The following is an 18,430-nucleotide window of genomic DNA, read 5'->3' on the forward strand; positions in this document are numbered from 1 at the left end:
ATGGTGGCATCAATCCACTTCCCGCTGCCGATCTTCAGTCGATTCCCCCATGCTACAGAAAAACACCTCGCCGGGCGTTTTTGATCGTCAGGCCTATATGATTGCCGTGCTGGTCTTCATCGCCGGCGGCACCAATGCGGCTGTTGTGCCATTTATCGGTTTTTACATCATACAGGTCCTTGGTCACCCGCCGGCCACGCTTGGTCTCTACAGCGTGACGGCAATGGTTGCTTCGATCATCGCCAGCCGCACTTATGGCGAACGTGTCGATGCCGGTGTGCGGGTGCGGCCATTGCTGCTGCTCTCTGTGTTTGGTGCTTTTATCGCAGCGGCGGCGGCGACCTCCGGGCATCTGGCATTGCTCGTGGCGGTGACGGCAACGGGAATGGGGCTTTCCAACGCCGCCAGTACCCTGATTTTCAGTTATGGTCGCTATTATGGCCGGGTAAAAGCACTGGATGCACCTGCCTATAACGCCTTTCTGCGGACAATGGTGTCGCTGGCATGGATGCTGCTTCCGGCCGCCGCCTATCTGATCCTCGATCTTGCCGGTGCGCAGGCCGTGTTCATGAATGCCATGCTGATGGCGGCCATCTGGGGCGGGCTTGCCCTTGCCTTCGTGCCGCGCGGCCAGACATGCCCGATGGAACGACGGAAAGAGGGCGACAACGATACGCGGCGCAACCTGCCGCTGTTGATGGCGGCAGCGGCCAGCTTCTGCATGTCTTTCGCCCACGCCCTGTGCGCCTCGGCCCTGCCGGTATTTCTGGTGCGCGAGGTGGGCCTGCCGGATTACGTGCCGGGCCTGTCGCTCAGCGTCAAATGCGCGATGGAGGTTCTGCTGATCCTGCTTGCGCCAAGGATCATGCGCCGGGTCAGCGCCCGCATCCTTCTTTGTATCTCTGCGGTGATGGCAATCGTCGCCTTCAACGTCATAGCCTCGGTCCAGACCCTTCCGGCCATGTTGTTCGGAGCAGCACTTGAAGGGGCCTATTACGGGCTTTGCGCCGGAACGTGCCTCACCTTCGTGCAGGGCTTTGCGCGCGGACGCACCGCGAGGGCGACCGCGCTCTACATGAATTCCATCTTCCTTGCCGGGTTGTTTGCAGTGCCGCTTATGGGGTTTGTGTCGCAATATGCGAGCTTCGGTACGTCGATCAGACTTGCTTCGGTCGGTGCAGGGGCAGCCCTACTGCTGCTGTTCCTGACGCGGCGTCAGGTCAGCGAATAGCGAGACAATGCCGAGGTTTTCTGGCGCTGACACCTTCCAGCCCTCATGCCTGTGCTTGTCACAGGAATCCAGTCGATGCGCGTCTGCGTGGCGAAAACAGTCCCTTGCAGCCCAACGACTTGGGCTGTCTAGATTCCCGTGACGAGCACAGGAATGAGGGCGGAGATTGAGCCGTATCGAGCCATCCGTCGAAACCGGACGCGCGCCTGTTGCTGTCCTTACGCCGAAATATCGACAATGCCGCAGTCGCCTGCCTCGGAGGCAAATGCGAGCAGTTTGCCGGTGGCGCTCCAGTCCATGCCGGTAATGGCGCCCTTGCCGGGGCGGCGAAGCAGGGCTTCCTTGCCATCCGCAAGCCGCACGCCGAGGATCATGCCGTCAATGAAGCCAATGGCCAGCACATCTTCCAGCGGGTGAAAGGCGACATTGGTAGCCATGATGTTGGCGCGGCTGCCGAGTTCTTCGGGTGCCTTGCCCATCGGGCCGTCCTTGCCGGAAAACGGCCAGACGATCGCGGCCGGGGCACCTGATGAGGCAAGCCACTTGCCCTTTGCCGACCACGAAACGGATTTCACCTTGGCGGGATAACCCGTCATGCGCATATGGCGGGCTTCCATGCCGCCCTTGGTGGCCTCCATCTTCCAGCCATGCAGGGCGTTTTCCTGCATGGTGGTGACGAGGAACTTACCGTCAGGCGAGAAGGTGACGCCGGTATGGGCACCTTTCCATTCCAGATCGACCGGATCGCCTGCACTCGCCACCCAATGCAGCGTCACGCCGTTATAGCGTGCAACAGCAATGCGCAGGCCCTTGGGCGCGAAGGCTATTGCCTCCACCGTGCGTTCTTCCTTGAATTCCTTGACCGTGCCGTCCGAGAGGCGCACGAAGCTGGACTTGCCGACACCATAAGCGACCGCCTTCTGCGGTCCGCCCGCAACGACGCCCACCCATTTGCGCGGCACATTGGCGATCTCGCTGAGGCTGCCATCATGGCCAATGCGCAGCACGCGCCCGTCCTCGCCGCCGGAAAGCAGCGTGGCGCTATATGGGTCGCGGATGCAGGTCAGCAGACCCTCATGCGCCTCAGTGACCTTCTCGCCGCCATCCAGCCGGTGAATGGTGCCGGCGGCGGTGGCAAACAGCGGAATGTCGCCGAGAAAATGGGTCGAGACCACGTGGCCTTCGATATCAAGCGGGGCAACAGTCGGCATGGGGCATCGGTCTTTCGTCTATGTGTTTGTCATTGATGGATTTCGGTCGCAGACCAGGTCGGGAAGACCCGTTGGTGCGGTTTCAACCCGTGGCGTCAAGGTCGGTCCTCGGGTCATACCCGGTTATCACTCGACCATCCATATGCTGGCCGCAATGGCTCCTCGGGTCAAGCCCGAGGATGACGTCGAAAGTGAGGAAGGGCACCGAAAACACCAAGGGTGACACGGTGCCCCGTCAAGGATGTCAAGCCGTGGCGAGGCAGGCGTTGAAGCTCTTTTCCAGCTTTTCGCGGTCGAGTTCGCGGCCGATGAAGACAAGGCGGCTTTCGCGCTTTTCGCCTTCCTTCCACGGGCGCTGGTGATCACCCTCGATGATCATGTGCACGCCCTGCACCACGTAACGTTCCGCATCGCCCTTGAATGCGATGATGCCCTTGAGGCGCAGGATGTTCGGGCCGTCCGTCTGGGTGACCTTCTGGATCCACGGGAAGAAGCGCTCAGGGTTCATTTCGCCGCCGCGCAGCGACACCGACTGCACCGTCACGTCATGGATCGGGGAGGCCGCGCCATGGTGGTGGTGATCGTGGCCGTGGTCATGATCGTGGTGCGCGTGATCATGGTCGTGATGATGGTGGTCATGGCCGTGATCGTGCCCATGATCATGGTGGTGGTGGTCGCAATCAGGACCGCACGCGTGATCCTCGTGGCCGTGCTCGAGGAAGTGCGGATCGTTTTCGAGGGCACGTTCCAGATTGAAGGCGCCCTGGTCGAGAACGCGGGCGAGATCGACGCCGGAACGGGTGGTCTTGTAGATGCGCGCAGAAGGGTTGATGGCGCGCACGATATCCTCGATGCGGGCGACTTCTTCCGGCGAAACGAGATCGGTCTTGTTGACGATAACGACATCGGCAAAAGCGATCTGGTCTTCGGCTTCGCGGCTGTCCTTGAGGCGCAGCGGCAGGTGCTTGGCATCGACAAGTGCGACCACGGCGTCAAGCTCGGTCTTGGCGCGCACGTCGTCATCCATGAAGAAGGTCTGGGCGACCGGAACGGGATCGGCAAGGCCAGTGGTCTCGACAATGATGCCGTCGAATCGGCCGGGCCGGCGCATCAGGCCTTCGACCACGCGGATGAGGTCGCCGCGCACCGTGCAGCAGACGCAGCCATTGTTCATTTCGTAGATTTCTTCGTCGGATTCGACGATCAGATCGTTGTCGATGCCGATCTCGCCGAATTCGTTGACGATGACAGCGTATTTCTTACCGTGGTTCTCGGACAGGATACGGTTGAGAAGCGTCGTCTTGCCGGCGCCTAGATATCCCGTCAGGACGGTGACTGGAATGGGCTTGGCTGGTGCTGTTTCGGTCATGGAAACCTCGCGTGGAGAAAGGCCGGTTGAGGCCTCAAGGAATAAGTGTCGACGTCCATATAGGCGCGACGTTCGGGCAGTTCAAAGGGATTCTGGCTGGTTTCGGCGCAGTTTTTCAAATTTTGTTATGAAATAACGTTATGTCAAAAGCGTGGACGTCTTCAAGCAGTTCGACAAGGCCCGAAACGGCATGGGAAATGATCCTTTCGCCTTTCTCGGCTGAGGCGGCGGCGGCGTTTCCGGCAACGCCATCCGGGTTCAGGTCGCTCATCAACCAACCGAAAGCGTGTGGACCATAGGCACGCAGATGCCTGAAACGGCTGGCGAAATCGCTCTGGCGGGAGGGGAAGTTGACGGCTTTTTCCATCGCCACCCGCTCCGGGCAAAGCGCCAGCATGACCGACGTCTCGATATCGCCACCATGGATATCGATCGCCTTGTCTTCAGGCTTGACGATATCCGCCGGCACGCCGAAACGAGTCCAGCTGGTGGCGACCGCCAGCATACCGAAGCGGGCGCGCGCCTCGGTGGCGACGATGGTCATCAATGGCGAATTGCCGCCATGGGCGTTCAACATCACGAATTTGCGCACGCCTTTTTCATATTCGGCCTTAGCAATGCCGAGCCAGCGCTCAACGGCCTCATCGTAACGCAACGACTTCGTGCCCGGCACATTCATGTGCTCGATGGAATATCCAACGGGCTCCACCGGCAGGAAGGAGACCGGCAGACCGGCGGGCAAAACAGCAGCCAAACGGGAGACAATGCCCGCCGCAATCAGCGTGTCTGTCTCGAAGGGCAGGTGCGGCCCGTGCTGTTCGTGCGCACCGAGCGGCAGCACTGAAATTGCACCTGTTGCGCGAAGATGAGGGTCTGTTACGTTTTCGTCGTGATAATGCGTGTATGAGTTTGGCATCTGGCAGTCCGCGCGTGCATTCGGTAAGGATTTCCAGCAACATATATCGGTTCCGCCACAGGGTAAAAGGCACTCGCATATGAGCAAGGACAAAACTGGGCATAAGGACAAGGGCGCCAAAAAGGACAAGGGCACCAAGAAAGTAAAGGACGCCAAAAAGAGGGATGAGAATTTCAACCCTGAGGAACTGGCGCAATCCATCACCCAGGCCGCCCGTTCCATGCGCACGGCGTTGAGCCACAGCCTTGCCGAAAGCGGCCTTTATGCCGGGCAGGACGGCGTTATTCTGGCGTTGGCGCAGGAAGGCAGCCTCACGCCTGGGCAGATCGCCCAGAAACTTGGTGTCAAGGCGCCGACCATGACGCGAACCATCGGCCGCATGGAAGCCCAGGGCTTCGTGGAGCGCAGCGGCGATGACGAAGATGGCCGCGTAACACTGGTGAAACTGACGGAGACAGGCCTGAAAAGCGTCGAACATATCAACGTATCCATCGCAAATTGCGGTGCGCGGGCGATTGAGGGGCTTTCGGCCAAGGACATCAGGACGGTGGTTAAACTTCTCAAGGTGATCGATGCCAACCTTCAATAATTTGTTGAGTTTTTAAAAACCACTGTCTTTTTGTTGATATTCCTTAAACCGGTTGCGGATTTTGTTTAAATTGTTTAATTGCGATTTAAACAGAAACGTCTGTCAATGACATGGGTTTGGGGAGAAATGCCGTGGCACAAAAGATCAAACTGTCGACAATCGCCGAAAGCCTCGGTCTATCGACTGCCACCATCTCCCTTGCATTGCGCGACAGTCCGCTGGTCGCCTCTGACACCCGCGACAAGATCAAGGAACAGGCACGGGCGCTCGGCTACATCTACAACCGCCGGGCCGCCAGCCTGCGCACCTCGCGCTCCGGCATCATCGGCGTGGTGTTCCACGATGTGATGAACCCGTTTTATGGTGAAATTCTCAAGGCCATCGAAACCGAGCTGGATCGCAGCCGCCAGACCTTCATTCTGTCCAACCATTATGATTCGGTTGAAAAACAGCGCACCTTCATCGAAACGCTGCTGCAACTTGGTTCTGATGGTATCATCATGTCGCCCGCCATCGGCACGCCGATCGAGGACATGACGCTGGCTGAGGAAAACGGCATGCCCGCCATTCTGGTGGCCCGCTCGCTCGAGGGCGTCGACATGCCGACCTATCGCGGCGATGACAGCTATGGCATTTCGCTTGCGACCAATCATCTGATCAGTCTTGGCCATCGCACCATCGCCATGGTTGGTGGTACCGACCAGACCTCGACCGGCCGCGATCGTTATCAGGGTTATGTCAACGCGCTGCGCAAGGCGGGAATCGACGTCGATCCGAACCTGCGTATTCCCGGCCCACGCTCCAAGCAGGGCGGTTTCGAGGCCGCCGTGCATTTCCTGTCGCTGCCGCAGAAGCCCACCGCTGCCGTCTGCTGGAACGATCTGGTCGCCATCGGCCTGATGAACGGCATTTCGCGCGCCGGACTGGTGGCGGGCGTGGATATTTCCGTGACGGGTTACGACGATCTGGAGGAGGCGGCCATCGCCACGCCGGCGCTGACCACGGTGTCCAACGGACAGGCCGAGGTGGGGCGCCTTGCGGCGCGCGCGCTTCTGGACAGGCTGGCGGGCAGCCACGAGCCGGATGGCGTGCACCTCATCAAGCCGGAAATGCGCATCCGCCAGTCGACAGGGCCGGTGCGTCCGAGGGTTTGAGCAGCGTTTCCCTCTCTTTCGTCATTCCGGCCTTCAGCCTAAAGCCAGCCAGCTCAAGCCCTTGAGCTGGAAAGACTCTTTGCGCCCCGCCGACGCGCGCCTGAAGTCCGGCATGACGGAGGCGGGCGCGTAAAAAAACGGCATGAAACTTCCGTCTGCCCCCATAGCTTCCCCTTATTGCCCTTTTCACGGCCGCCGTTGTTTGAAAAGATCGCGGCCCAGAAGAGCGGGATGGCGATTAGTTCGCCGATGAATCCGCTCTGACGATATCGGAATGCAATCAGGAGGAATATCCACCCATGTCTGACAGACAAGCCGTCGTTCTCGTTCCCGGCAAGATCAACCCGCGCGTGCTCGAACGCCTCGAAGGCAAAGTCGAGATCGTGACAGTGCCCGCCGGTGCTGAGCCGGTTCTGCCTGATGGTGCGGCTGAGCGCATTAATGCCATCGCCGTTTCAGGCGTCGTCAACGCCAAATGGATCGATGCGCTGCCGAAACTCGAGATCATTGCCAATTTCGGCGTCGGTTATGATGGCGTTGATGCCAAACATGCCGCCACGCGCGGTATCGTGGTGACCAATACGCCCGATGTGCTGAACGACGAAGTTGCGGACACGACGATTGCGCTGCTGATCAACACGGTTCGTCGTCTCTATCAGGCCGAAACCTGGCTGCGTGAGGGTAAATGGGTTGGCGAAGGGCCCTTCGCGCTTTCGCCGTTTTCCCTGCGCGGCCGCAAGGTCGGCCTGTTCGGCATGGGCCGCATTGGCCAGGAAATCGCCAAGCGGCTGGAGCCATTCAAGGTGGAGATCGGCTATCATACCCGCAGCAAGCGCGATGGCCTGCCCTATACCTATTACGGTTCGCTGAAGGAGATGGCGCAGGCTGTCGACACGCTGATCTGCATCGTGCCCGGCACCCCGGAAACGCACAAGGCGATCAACGCGGAAATCCTCTCGGCACTTGGTCCGCAGGGCGTGTTCATCAATGTCGGACGCGGCTCCAGCGTCGATGAGGATGCGCTTTTGCAGGCCCTCAAGAGCGGTGCGGTGGGTGCTGCCGGTCTCGATGTGTTCTACGCCGAACCGAAGGTGCCGGAAGCGTTCCTGTCACTGCCGAACGTTTCCCTGCTGCCGCACGTCGCCTCTGCGTCCATCCCGACGCGCAACGCGATGGCCGATCTGGTGGCCGACAATATTCTCGGCTGGTTTAGGGATGGCAAGGTGCTGACGCCGGTGCCGGAAACGCCGGTTAAGGGATAACACCTCTCCGCCGTCATCCTCGGGCTTGTCCCGAGGATTCAACCACGTAGCTTTAAATCAATCGGTTGCAGATGCTCGGGACAGGCCCGAGCATGACGAAAGAGGCAAAGTTCCGCGCTAACCCCGCCTCCGCCTATTCCGCAATCTCACTCGTCGCGACCCATCGTCCCTCGGCGAAGGACCGGGCCATGGCATGAATGCTGCGCTCGATCTTCAGGCCTTCCTCGAAGTCGATGATATGCGCCGTCTTGCCCTCGATGGCCGCGATCAGTTCCCGGCACTCGATCACCTTCAGATCGTTGAAGCCGAGCCCGTGGCCGGGGGCGGGGATGAAGCGGTCATACGGCTTATGGTGAGGGGCGGCGAGAACGGTTCTGAAACCCTGCTCCTCCGGGCGCCCGTCCGTGGTGTAGAGCTGGAATTCGTTCATCCGCTCCTGGTCGAAAAGGATCGAGCCGGTGGAGCCGTAAATCTGGATGGCGATACGGCCCTTGCGGCCCCAAGCCGAGCGGTTGGCGATCAGCACCGCCGAAATGCCGCCTTCGAGCTTCAGAAGCACGCTGGCAAGATCATGCGTTTCCACAGCGCGCTCGCCGCCGCCACTTAGCGGCCGCGTCTCGTAAGGCTTCACCATATCGGTGATCGCGCTTTCGGCATGGCCGAAAAGGGAAAACAGAAGTGACAGCGGATGAACAGCGAAATCATCCAGCGCGCCATAGCCGGAGGAGGCTTCGCTCTTCCAGTAGAAGGGCTGGGTGGCATCCGCCATGAAGTCCTCATCCATTTCCGCACGGACATGGTAGACATTGCCGATCGCGCCTTCGTCGATAAGGCGGCGCATATGGCGGATGACAGGGTTCTGGATGTAGTTGTAGCCCATGGCCGCCGCCTTGCCCGAACGGCGGGCCGCATCGCGCATCTTCATGGCATCCGTGAAGGCAGGCGCCATCGGCTTTTCGCACCAGACGTGTTTGCCGGCATCAAGGGCGGCAATCGCCATTTCGGGGTGAAAGGCATTGGGTGTGGTGACCGAGATCACATCGATTTCAGGGTCGGCAAGCAGATCGCGCCAGTCGCCGGTCGAGCGGGCGAAACCGAACTCGGCGGCCTTCTTCGCCGCAAGCTCGGGATTGACCTCTGCCAGTGTGACCAGTCGTGGACGCTCCACATTGCCGAATACGCTGGTGACGTTGTTCCACGCCAAAGCGTGGCACTTGCCCATGTAACCCGTGCCAATAAGGCCAACGCCAAGAGCGGCCATGGTCTCTTCTCCCCTAAATCATTACGATGAAATCAATACGTTCGATTGCTTTTTTCTCTACGGCAATCGCGGCGCGGACCTTCCTCGCCCCTCATTCCTGTGACAGGCACAGGGATGAGGAGGGTGCCGTGGACGCTGGCATGCCTCAGGGATTGTCGCGCTTGAAAATCCAGTCGTGATCGGGGTGGTTCTTGAAGCGCCATTTGCGCATCGGCCCGGCCATCACGTTCAGATAATACATTTCGTAGCCATAAGGCGCGCCGCAGGGGTGGTGTCCCTTGGGAACCAGCACGACATCGCCGTCCGCTACAGCCATGGTCTCGTCCAGCGACCCATCCTCGGTGAAAACGCGCTGGAAACCGAAACCCTGTGCCGGGTTGAGACGGTGATAATAGGTCTCTTCCAGATAGGTCATATCGGGGTAATTGTCTTCGTCATGCCGGTGCGGCGGATAGGACGACCAGTTGCCCGACGGGGTGAACACTTCCGTCACCAGGAGACTATCGGCGACATCGCGCTCTTCCATGGCGATGGGGAAAATGTAACGCGTATTGGCGCCTTTGCCGCGCTCGGTCAGTTGCACGCCATCGGGACCGATCTGTTGCGCTTCGCGGCCACCTTTTTCACCCGGTGCGGTGCAGACACCGACGGTGCAATCCGTCGTGGCCGTCAGCGACCATTCGGAGCCGGCGGGGACATAAACGCAGTGCGGCGGCTTCCGCTCGAACACGTTCATGCGGTCGCCGAGTTCACCGAACTCCTTGCCCCCGGCGGAAATCTTCGCCTTGCCTTCGACAAGCACGAGAATGACTTCCGTATCGCCGGTGTTTTCTGCCGCCGTCTCGCCCGGCTTCAGACGATAAAGGCCGAAACCGACATAACCCCAATCCGCGCTTTGGGGCGTGATGTCGTGCACCTTGCCGCTTGTCGCGACCGGCTTGCGCAGAAGTGAGGTCATGGTGGTGTTCCTTTTTGTGAGCAGTTCGCTAATTCATGCCATCTCGTCATTCCGGCCTTGAGCCGGAATCCAGCCGACGCGCGTCTGCGCGGCGGAAAGAGTCCTTTCAGCCCAAGGACTTGGGCTGGCTGGATACCGGCTCAAGGCCGGTATGACGGGTGGGGTAGGTCACCCGCCTTCCTTGGCTCAGTTTAAGCCGCCTGAGCCTTGTCCAGTCCGGCCTCACGGGCAAACGCCTTCAGCGATTTCAGGCCGAGGCTCTGATATTCGAAGGGGTTGCGCACATCCGGGTCCTGTTCGGCCTCGATGACCAGCCAGCCGCTGTAATTGTGCTCGGCGGCAATTTTCAGAACCGGCGGGAAGTTCACGCCGCCTTCGCTGTCACCCGGCACGGTGAACACACCGCGGCGTACGCCTTCGAGGAAGGAAAGCCGCTCGTTCCGAACCTGATCGGCAATCACCGGCCGCACGTTCTTGGCGTGGATATGGCCGACGCGGTGCATGTATTTCTGCGCGACGCGCACGGGATCTCCGCCGCCGAACAGGCAATGGCCGGTATCGAGGAGCAGATGGGTCTTCGGCCCGGTATGCTTCATCAGAAGGTCGATTTCGTCTTCGCTCTCGACCACGGTTCCCATGTGGTGATGGTAGACGAGGGTGATGCCCTGTTCGGCAGCATAGGCCGCCAGCGCCTCCACACCCGCGCCGAACTTCGCCCAGTCCTCGGCCGCAAGGCGCGGACGGTCAACCAGCGCCGTGTCGTCGGCACCGTGAACGGCGTTCGAGGTCTCGCAGACGATGATGACTTTCGAGCCCATGGCTTTCAGCAGATCGAGCGCCGGCTGCATGGCCTTCTTTTCGGATTCGATGCCGTCGGTCAGAAGGTTCAGCGAATGCCAGCCGGAGACGAAGGAAAGGCTACGCGGCGCAAGCACACCCTTCAGGCCTTCCGGGTCAGTCGGGAACTTGTGGCCCTTCTCGATGCCGTCGAAGCCGATCTTGGCGGTTTCGTCGAGGCATTGTTCAAGGCTGATATTGGCGCCCAGTGTGCGGTCGTCGTCGTTGGACCAGGCAATCGGGTTGGTTCCGTAACGGATCATCTTACTGTCTTTCCTTGATATGGTTTTCGTAGCGCGCGCGCGCCGGTCCGATTTCGGCCCGGTCGGAAACTTCGGGTACCGCCACATCCCACCAGTGGCCACCGGCCTGCGGGGTCGGATAGGGGTCGGTATCGATGACGATGACAGTCGTGCGGCTGGATTCGCGAGCGGCCGCAAGCGCCGCTTCCAGCTCGGCGATGGTCGAAACCTTGCGCGCATCCGCGCCCATAGAGCCGGCATGGGCGACGAAGTCGATGGCGATGGGGTTGACGTTGGTGTGGGCGTAGAGGTTGTTGAACTCCGCGCCGCCGGTTTCCATTTGCAGCCGGTTGATGCAGCCGTAACCCCTGTTATCGGTGATGACGAGCGTGATCTTGACGCCCATGGCAACCGATGTCGCAAGCTCGGAATTCATCATCATATAGGAGCCGTCGCCGACCATGACGATCACGTCCCGGTCCGGTTCCGCCATCTTGATGCCGAGGCCGCCGGCAACCTCATAGCCCATGCAGGAGAAGCCGTATTCCATGTGATAGGAAAGCGGCAGCTTGGATTTCCACAACTGATGCAGCTCACCCGGCATGGTGCCCGCTGCACACATGACGACGGTATTGTCGCGCGACTGGCGCTGTACGGCGCCGATCACCTGCATGTCGGTGGGCAGGCTGTTGGCGTTGTCCTCACCCGGTGCCGCCGTATCGGCATCGGCCGTCTCGAACCATGCCGCCTTGAGCTTGGCATCCGGTGCCGTGAAGCGGTGGCTGCCAAGCGCGGCCGACAGTTTTTCGAGACCGATCTTCGCATCCGCCGTCAGGCTGATAGCATCGTGTTTGGCGCTGTCATAGGGCTGCACGTTGAGGGCGAGGATCTTGCGGTCCGGGTTCTTGAACAGCGCCCAGGAACCGGTGGTAAAGTCCTGAAAGCGGGTGCCGACGCCGAACACCAGATCGGCTTTCTCGCTTATGATATTGGCGCTTTCGGCACCCGTGACGCCGACCGGGCCGAAGTTGAGATCGTGATCCCACGCCAGTGCCGATTTGCCGGCCTGGGTTTCGACGACCGGGATGGAATGGGTTTCCGCAAAACGCTTCAGTGTTTCGGTGGCGCCGGAAAAATGCACACCGCCGCCGGCAACGATGACGGGGTTCTTCGCAGCCTTCAGCGCGGCGACGGCCTCTTCGAATTCCGCCACATCCGGTTCCGGGCGGCGTTGCCGCCAGACCCGCTTTTCAAAGAAGCTGACGGGATAATCATAAGCTTCCGCCTGCACGTCCTGGCAGAAGGCCAGCGTTACCGGGCCGCAATCGGCCGGGTCCGTCATGGTGCGCATGGCACGGGGAAGGGCGGTCAGCAATTGTTCCGGGCGCATGATGCGATCGAAATAACGGCTAACCGGGCGGAAGCAGTCATTCACCGTCATCGTGCCGTCGCCGAAATCCTCCAGCTGCTGGAGCACGGGGTCGGGACCGCGATTGGCGAAGACATCGCCGGGGATGAGAAGAACCGGCAGGCGGTTGACATGGGCGAGCGCTGCCGCCGTTACCATGTTGGCAGCACCGGGGCCGATGGAGGAGGTGACCGCCATTGCCCGCCGGCGACGCAGCTGCTTGGAATAGGCAATCGCCGCATGCGCCATGGATTGCTCGTTCTGGCCGCGATAGGTCGGCAGTTCCTCGCGAATGCCATAAAGCGCCTCGCCGATGCCGGCGACATTGCCATGGCCGAAGATGGCCCAGACACCGGCAATATAGGTCTCGCCATGCTCATTCATCTGCGCGGCGAGGTAACGAACCATAGCCTGCGCAGCCGTCAATCTGATTGTCTTCACGCTGCCTCTCCCTTTTTGGCGCGCGCCTCATCCCATATGCGGCACAGGCTGGTATAGCGCTGCGCCATGTCCTTCACCGCTTCCTCATCGGTGATCTTGCCACCGAGCCAACCCCGCGCGGCGTCGGCGAAAATCGTGCGGCCAACCGCGAAACCTTTGACCAGATCGAAACCGGCGGCAAGGCGGAAGCTCTCCTCCAGCTCGCTTTGCGGTGCGTCGAGACCAAGAACGACGATGCCGCGCACGTAAGGATCGTTGCGATGCACGGCGTCGCAGGCATTTTTCCAGGCGGCTCTGGTTTTCATCGGCTCCAGTTTCCACCAGTCGGGATAAACGCCGATCTCGTAGAAGCGTTCGATGATGCGCGCGGCGGTCAGATCGTCGGTCGGGCCGACCTTGGAGGGAATGACCTCGAGCAGCATTTCCAACCGGTTGCGGCGTGTCGCCTGGAACAGACGCATCACCGTCTCCTCCTGCGCGGCGCGCATTTCGTCGGTATCATCCGGGTGATAGAAGCACAGAACCTTGACGACATTTTCCAGCGGCCATTCGGAAAGCCCGCCGAAATCCTTGCCGAGTTCCGGTTCCAGCGTCAGCGGGCGCGAACCCGGCCATTCCACCGGCCGGCCTATCCACAGACCGGAGCCGCTGGCTGCGAAAAGCGCATCGCGTCCGAGGCGTCCGTCACAGAGGATACCGTAACCCGCCTTGCCACCGGCGACCGTTTGCGCGGCCTCAAGGCAGAGCTTCTTGAAGGCGCCGATGCGCTCATGTTTAATGCCGAGTTCGTCGGCGATCGCTTCCAGTTGCATGCGATGGTCGAAGGCGAAGACGCGCATTGTGTCCCATTCGCCCTTGCGATTGGTTGACCAATGCACCTGTTCCAGCGCCTCGTCCTTGCGCAGCGCCTTGTTGCGGATGCCAGCCTTGAAGAAATATTGCAGCTCTTCCCAGCTCGGATAGGCGGGAGTGCAGCCGTGGCGGGAAACGGCAAAGGCGCCACAGGCATTGGCGTATTTCAGTGTCGTCGGCCAGTCCTCGCCGCGCAGCCAGCCACGGAAAAGCCCGGCCATGAAACCATCGCCCGCGCCGAGAACATTGAAGACCTCGATCGGGAAACCTTCGCCCGTCTCGCCATCGTCCAGGCTTGCCGGAATTTCGCCGGCGAAAACCGAAGCACCCATCGGGCCACGCTTGCACACCAGCGTCGCGTTCGACACCTTGCGTACGGCGTTCAGCGCGGCCAGCGTATCGGTCGAGCCGCCGGCAATGTGGAATTCTTCTTCCGTGCCTACAATCAGATCGAAGAGATGCAGGGTGGATTGCAGCTTGGCGGTGACCTTCTGCGATTCCACGAAGCGGCTTTCGCCATCGCCATGGCCGGCAACACCCCAGAGATTGGGTCGATAATCGATGTCGAGGGCTGTTTTCGCACCGTTTTCGCGGGCAAGTGTCAGCGCTTTCAGTACGGCCGCTTCCGTCTTCGGATGCGACAGATGCGTGCCGGTGGCGCAGACACAGCCTGCTTCGGCAATAAAGGCGGGATCGATGTCGTCTTCGCTGAGCGCCATGTCGGCACAGTTCTCGCGATAGAAAATCAGCGGAAACTGGTTCTGGTCGCGAATGCCGAGAAGCACCAGCGCCGTCAACCGCTCCGGGTCGGTTTTCACGCCGCGTACGTCCACGCCTTCGCGCACCAGCTGTTCACGGATGAAGCGGCCCATATGCTCGTCACCAACGCGGGTGATGACGGCGCTGGCAAGGCCGAGCCGCGCAGCGCCGGCCGCAATATTGGTGGGGGAGCCACCAATATATTTGGCAAAGGAGGCCATGTCCTCCAGCCGGCCGCCGACCTGCGAACCATAAAGGTCGACCGACGAGCGCCCGATCGTGATAAGGTCAAGTTTTTTCAAAAGCTTCCTCCTTCGGACCCCGCATTGAGGGAGCCTGATGCCAGTGGGCCTCCTCCGCCCACTTTCTGTCTCACCACCTTCGGGTGCATTCACGAGACGGACAATTATGGAATGCCCGTTTCATGAATTTGGATCATAAATTCTATTTTTTATGTTTTCAATAAAAATATTCAGGCTGTTTTGCGTGTTCCCACAGCGACAGCGAGTGTGATAGCGAGACAGAGCGTGGCGGAAAGCGAGCGGAATGCACCAAAATCGATTTCCGTCACCGTGAGCAGCGTCGCGCCGGACTTGCGCAGCGGATTGACGGCCGATCGGACATGGCGACAACGGGAATGCCGTTGGCGCGGGCCATCTCGGCCAATTCCAGCGTTTCCGCCGAATAGGGGGAGAAGGTGATCGCAATCAGCGCATCGTCGCGGGAGATGGCGCTCAGATTGCCAAGGCCACCGACGGCGCTATGCAAAACCGCAGGTACCTTCATTTTCTCGAAGGCGTAAGCGAGGTAACTGGCAATGGGGAAGGAGCGCCGCAAACCGATGATATGCACGGTGCGCGCCTGTGCCAGCGCCGAGACCGCCTCGTCAAGCTGCCGTGTATCGACCGATTTCAGCAGCATTTCCAATGAGGACCGGCCAGCCTCCACGAATTCCGCCAACAGGCCCGACGCGCTCTCGTCGCCCTTTTCGCGCAGGTGGTCCAGCCGGGTCGCATAATCCGGCCAGCCGCCGACATAGGAATCGCGAAACAGGCGCTGCATCTCCGAAAAGCCGGAAAAACCCATGATCTGGCAAAAGCGCATGAATGCAGACGGCTGCACGCCGGCACCTTCTGCCATTTCGGCGACGGTGGAAACGGCAATGCGATCCTGATTGGACGCGACATAATCTGCACATTGACGTAATCGTTTCGGCAGGCCTTCCGCGACCTGAAGCAACCGCTCCTCAAAAGCCTTCACGGAGTCTGGCGCATCGATTGCCGTCATTGTCGTTCCTTTGTGCAGATTGAAATCGTGTGCACTTTAACTGCAATGGAATTTTTATTCCATTGTGTTTTTTACGAACGGATCATGAAGCGGGATCGGGGTTTGTTGCGGTGTGTGATCGGGTTAACTTTCATCATTCCGGCTCGAGGCCGGAACGACGAAGAGGGGGTGATTGACGCTTTTGGATCAGTGCAATCCACCCACACCAAGATGCGTATCAACAATATCCGGGTTCGCCGCAAGATCGTCGGACGGTCCTGACCAGACGATGCGGCCGCGTTCCATGATGATGGCGTGGTCGGCGAAGTCGATGGCCATCTGGATGCGCTGTTCGATGAGAAGAATGGTCATTTCGCCCGATTGCGCGAGTTTCGAGAAGGCCGCCATCAGTTCCTCGCAGATAACAGGGGCGAGACCTTCGAGGGGTTCATCGAGAAGCAGCACCTGCGGCTGGCCGAGGATGGTGCGGGCGGTGGAAAGCATCTGCTGCTCGCCACCGGAGAGTTGCGAGCCGAGATTGCGGCGTCTTTCCTTCAGGCGCGGAAACAGCGTGTAGGCTTCCTCGATGGCCGATTTCGGCCGGCCCTTGAGGCCGACGAAGAGGTTTTCTTCGACTGTGAGTGTCGGAAAGACATCGCGGGTCTGCGGCACGTAACCGAGACCGGCGAGGGCGCGGGCAGCACTTGGCAGGGCGGTGATGTCCTGCCCGCCCAGATGGATATCACCGGCAAATCGTTTCGTCTGCCCGGCAAGCGTGGCAAACAGGCTTGTCTTGCCAACGCCGTTACGCCCGAGCACCGCGAAACGCGAACCGGCGGGAACGGAGAGCGACAGACCCTCGATGACACGGGTGGGGCCGTAACCGGCGGTCAGGTTGGCGATTTCAAGCGGCGCTGCGGGCATTGGCGTAACTTCCGAGATAGGCTTGGCGGACTTCTGCGTTGCTGGTGACTTCGCCAGGCGAACCGTCGAATATGACGGCGCCTGCGGCGAGCACGACCACACGCCTGGCGAAACGGAAGACCAGATCCATGTCGTGTTCGATCATCAATATGGCGAGGTCGGCGGGCAGGCGATCGAGCGCCTGTTCGATACGCGCCGTTTCCGTCGAGGGAACGCCGGCGGCAGGTTCATCAAGCAGCAGGATTTTGGGCCTGAGCGCCATGGCAAGCGCGATCTCGATGAGCCGCTGCTGGCCATAGGCGATTTCACGGACGCGGGTTTCGGCGATGGCAAGCAGGCCAAGCGTTCCGAGAATGTCGCGCGCCTCGCTCATCACCGTTGGCATGGCGCGGTAACGGCCGAAAATCCGGCCCGTCCTGCCTTCCCTTTGCAGAATGGCGAGTGCGACATGTTCCTCCGGCGTCATGTCCTGGAACAGTCGCGTCACCTGAAACGAGCGGACAAGTCCGCGCTTCACGCGCTGACTGGCGCTGAGCCCCGTCACGTCTTCTCCGGCAATCCGCACGGTTCCGGCGGATGGCTTGATGTTTCCGGTAACGAGGTTGACGAAGGTGGTCTTGCCGGCGCCGTTGGGGCCGATCAGCACGGTGCGATCGCCGGGCGAAAGCGACAGCGAGACATTGTTGGTAACGACGAGACCGCCGAAATTTTTCTGCAGGCCGGAAACTTCGAAAATGGCGCTCATTTGCAATCTCCCCGCAGGCGCGCGATGATCTGTTCGCCCGCGCCATAAAGGCCGCGCGGCGCAAACAGCACGACGGCGATCAGAAGCAGGCCGACGATTGTGAGCCAGTGGAACGGATTGGCGGCAGAAACGACGTCCTCGAACCACATGAAGGTGACGGTGCCGATCAGCGCGCCATAAAGCGAGCCCGCGCCACCGAGAACCAGCATGACCAGCGCTTCGGCAGACAGCGTGAAGCTGAGGCTGTCGAGGCCGACCACCTGCGTGGAGATGGCGTTCAGCGCGCCGCCGATTCCGGCGACGATGCCTGATATCACGAACATCTTCAAAATCGTGCCATTGACCGAACCGCCCATGGCCTGAATGCGGATGCTGTCCTGCTTGACGCCGCGACACAGCATGCCGAAGGGCGAATTGACGACGACGCGAAGTGCCAGAAAAACCAGAAGCAGCAGGCAGACGCCGTAGATATAGGCGGTGCGGCCGTAAAGATCGAATTCGAAGGTGCCGAACAGCGCATCGGGCGAGACGCCGGCAAGCCCGTCGCTGCCGCCCGTCCAGTCCGACGCCTTGTTGGCCGCCTCATGGAAAAGATGGACGACGGCGATGGACAGCACCAGCTGCGGCAGGCCGTGCGCGCGCAACAGAATGGTGCCGGACAGCAATCCCGCGATGCCGCCCACTGCTGCGCCGATGAGGGTCATGAGAAGCGGGTCGGTGATACCGTAGTGGGCAGCGGCAATGCCGGCGGCATAGGCGCCGGCACCGAACAGGGCCGCATGGCCAAGTGTCGCCACGCCACAATAGCCGGTAACGAGATCGATGGAGAGCACGAGAAGCGCTATCGCGATGATGCGCGTCAACAGCGCCAGATTATCCGGAAACAGGAAGTAACCGGCGATGGCGGCGATGATGATGAGCAGCGGACCGCCAATCGCGCGCAGGGGCGAGCGGGCCTTCGGCGTTTTTGCCGTTTCAGTGAGGTCGTTCATGAGCACCGCCATC

15 protein-coding genes and 1 pseudogene are annotated in these 18,430 nt (G+C 60.5%); 4 read left to right on the forward strand and 12 right to left on the reverse strand.

All coding sequences use genetic code 11. The features are described 5' to 3' along the window. Positions 1-49 precede the first annotated feature (49 nt). On the forward strand, positions 50-1,231 hold the full coding sequence (locus RBH71_RS11250) for an MFS transporter (protein ID WP_013762339.1): 1,182 nt from the start codon (positions 50-52) through the stop codon (positions 1,229-1,231). A 218-nt stretch (positions 1,232-1,449) separates the two neighbouring features. Here RBH71_RS11250 and RBH71_RS11255 read toward each other — a convergent pair whose 3' ends face one another. The 3 genes from RBH71_RS11255 to RBH71_RS11265 form a co-directional block, all read right to left on the reverse strand. Then, positions 1,450-2,442 (reverse strand): WD40 repeat domain-containing protein, encoded by a 993-nt coding sequence (locus tag RBH71_RS11255; protein WP_013762340.1) that lies wholly within the window; start codon positions 2,440-2,442, stop codon positions 1,450-1,452. A gap of 244 nt (positions 2,443-2,686) precedes the next feature. Then, on the reverse strand, positions 2,687-3,811 hold the full coding sequence (locus RBH71_RS11260) for a CobW family GTP-binding protein (RefSeq protein ID WP_004430957.1): 1,125 nt from the start codon (positions 3,809-3,811) through the stop codon (positions 2,687-2,689). A gap of 115 nt (positions 3,812-3,926) precedes the next feature. Then, positions 3,927-4,727: a creatininase family protein gene (locus tag RBH71_RS11265; protein WP_111800726.1), complete on the reverse strand. Its 801-nt coding sequence runs from the start codon at positions 4,725-4,727 to the stop codon at positions 3,927-3,929. Between the two features lie 79 nt (positions 4,728-4,806). Between RBH71_RS11265 and RBH71_RS11270 the strand changes: the two genes are divergently transcribed. The 3 genes from RBH71_RS11270 to RBH71_RS11280 all read left to right on the forward strand — a co-directional run bounded on the left by RBH71_RS11270 (position 4,807) and on the right by RBH71_RS11280 (position 7,732). Beyond that, a complete protein-coding gene (locus RBH71_RS11270; protein ID WP_111809893.1) occupies positions 4,807-5,316 on the forward strand; it encodes a MarR family winged helix-turn-helix transcriptional regulator in 510 nt (169 codons plus the stop codon). A gap of 131 nt (positions 5,317-5,447) precedes the next feature. Continuing rightward, positions 5,448-6,470: a LacI family DNA-binding transcriptional regulator gene (locus tag RBH71_RS11275; RefSeq protein WP_112236104.1), complete on the forward strand. Its 1,023-nt coding sequence runs from the start codon at positions 5,448-5,450 to the stop codon at positions 6,468-6,470. Between the two features lie 299 nt (positions 6,471-6,769). After that, positions 6,770-7,732 (forward strand): 2-hydroxyacid dehydrogenase, encoded by a 963-nt coding sequence (locus RBH71_RS11280; protein ID WP_013762344.1) that lies wholly within the window; start codon positions 6,770-6,772, stop codon positions 7,730-7,732. A 133-nt stretch (positions 7,733-7,865) separates the two neighbouring features. Here RBH71_RS11280 and RBH71_RS11285 read toward each other — a convergent pair whose 3' ends face one another. The 9 genes and pseudogenes from RBH71_RS11285 to RBH71_RS11325 form a co-directional block, all read right to left on the reverse strand. After that, positions 7,866-8,993 (reverse strand): Gfo/Idh/MocA family protein, encoded by a 1,128-nt coding sequence (locus RBH71_RS11285; RefSeq protein WP_111809787.1) that lies wholly within the window; start codon positions 8,991-8,993, stop codon positions 7,866-7,868. A 145-nt stretch (positions 8,994-9,138) separates the two neighbouring features. Continuing rightward, positions 9,139-9,951 carry a 5-deoxy-glucuronate isomerase gene (gene iolB / locus RBH71_RS11290; protein WP_111800728.1) on the reverse strand — a complete coding sequence of 271 codons (813 nt, stop codon included), beginning with the start codon at positions 9,949-9,951 and terminating at the stop codon, positions 9,139-9,141. A gap of 191 nt (positions 9,952-10,142) precedes the next feature. Continuing rightward, positions 10,143-11,051 (reverse strand): myo-inosose-2 dehydratase, encoded by a 909-nt coding sequence (gene iolE / locus RBH71_RS11295; RefSeq protein ID WP_004430977.1) that lies wholly within the window; start codon positions 11,049-11,051, stop codon positions 10,143-10,145. Between the two features lies 1 nt (position 11,052). Continuing rightward, a complete protein-coding gene (gene iolD, locus RBH71_RS11300) occupies positions 11,053-12,879 on the reverse strand; it encodes a 3D-(3,5/4)-trihydroxycyclohexane-1,2-dione acylhydrolase (decyclizing) (RefSeq protein WP_323687296.1) in 1,827 nt (608 codons plus the stop codon). Beyond that, the gene (locus RBH71_RS11305) at positions 12,876-14,792 is read right to left on the reverse strand and encodes a bifunctional 5-dehydro-2-deoxygluconokinase/5-dehydro-2-deoxyphosphogluconate aldolase (protein WP_111800730.1); all 1,917 of its coding nucleotides are present in this window, start codon (positions 14,790-14,792) and stop codon (positions 12,876-12,878) included. The genes iolD and RBH71_RS11305 overlap by 4 nt, the downstream gene beginning before the upstream one ends. Positions 14,793-14,962: 170 nt before the next feature. After that, positions 14,963-15,777 (reverse strand): annotated as a pseudogene (locus RBH71_RS11310) (MurR/RpiR family transcriptional regulator). A gap of 186 nt (positions 15,778-15,963) precedes the next feature. After that, complete coding sequence (locus RBH71_RS11315) at positions 15,964-16,680, reverse strand: ABC transporter ATP-binding protein (protein WP_004430985.1); 717 nt, start codon at positions 16,678-16,680, stop codon at positions 15,964-15,966. Beyond that, a complete protein-coding gene (locus RBH71_RS11320) occupies positions 16,661-17,425 on the reverse strand; it encodes an ABC transporter ATP-binding protein (protein WP_013762351.1) in 765 nt (254 codons plus the stop codon). Before RBH71_RS11320 ends, RBH71_RS11315 begins: the two co-directional genes overlap by 20 nt. Next, the gene (locus RBH71_RS11325; RefSeq protein ID WP_323687297.1) at positions 17,422-18,429 is read right to left on the reverse strand and encodes a branched-chain amino acid ABC transporter permease; all 1,008 of its coding nucleotides are present in this window, start codon (positions 18,427-18,429) and stop codon (positions 17,422-17,424) included. Before RBH71_RS11325 ends, RBH71_RS11320 begins: the two co-directional genes overlap by 4 nt. Between the last annotated feature and the right edge of the window lies 1 nt (position 18,430).

The organism is Rhizobium sp. AN68 (assembly GCF_030758035.1).
GTDB lineage: Bacteria > Pseudomonadota > Alphaproteobacteria > Rhizobiales > Rhizobiaceae > Agrobacterium > Agrobacterium tumefaciens.

Excerpts from the sequence above, each read along its gene's own strand:
- RBH71_RS11250 (WP_013762339.1), top strand. The coding sequence starts at position 50 with ATGCTACAGAAAAACACCTCGCCGGGCGTTTTTGATCGTCAGGCCTAT.
- RBH71_RS11255 (WP_013762340.1), bottom strand. The coding sequence starts at position 2,442 with ATGCCGACTGTTGCCCCGCTTGATATCGAAGGCCACGTGGTCTCGACC.
- RBH71_RS11260 (WP_004430957.1), bottom strand. The coding sequence starts at position 3,811 with ATGACCGAAACAGCACCAGCCAAGCCCATTCCAGTCACCGTCCTGACG.
- RBH71_RS11265 (WP_111800726.1), bottom strand. The coding sequence starts at position 4,727 with ATGCCAAACTCATACACGCATTATCACGACGAAAACGTAACAGACCCT.
- RBH71_RS11270 (WP_111809893.1), top strand. The coding sequence starts at position 4,807 with ATGAGCAAGGACAAAACTGGGCATAAGGACAAGGGCGCCAAAAAGGAC.
- RBH71_RS11280 (WP_013762344.1), top strand. The coding sequence starts at position 6,770 with ATGTCTGACAGACAAGCCGTCGTTCTCGTTCCCGGCAAGATCAACCCG.
- RBH71_RS11285 (WP_111809787.1), bottom strand. The coding sequence starts at position 8,993 with ATGGCCGCTCTTGGCGTTGGCCTTATTGGCACGGGTTACATGGGCAAG.
- iolB (WP_111800728.1), bottom strand. The coding sequence starts at position 9,951 with ATGACCTCACTTCTGCGCAAGCCGGTCGCGACAAGCGGCAAGGTGCAC.
- iolE (WP_004430977.1), bottom strand. The coding sequence starts at position 11,051 with ATGATCCGTTACGGAACCAACCCGATTGCCTGGTCCAACGACGACGAC.
- RBH71_RS11315 (WP_004430985.1), bottom strand. The coding sequence starts at position 16,680 with ATGCCCGCAGCGCCGCTTGAAATCGCCAACCTGACCGCCGGTTACGGC.
- RBH71_RS11320 (WP_013762351.1), bottom strand. The coding sequence starts at position 17,425 with ATGAGCGCCATTTTCGAAGTTTCCGGCCTGCAGAAAAATTTCGGCGGT.
- RBH71_RS11325 (WP_323687297.1), bottom strand. The coding sequence starts at position 18,429 with ATGGCGGTGCTCATGAACGACCTCACTGAAACGGCAAAAACGCCGAAG.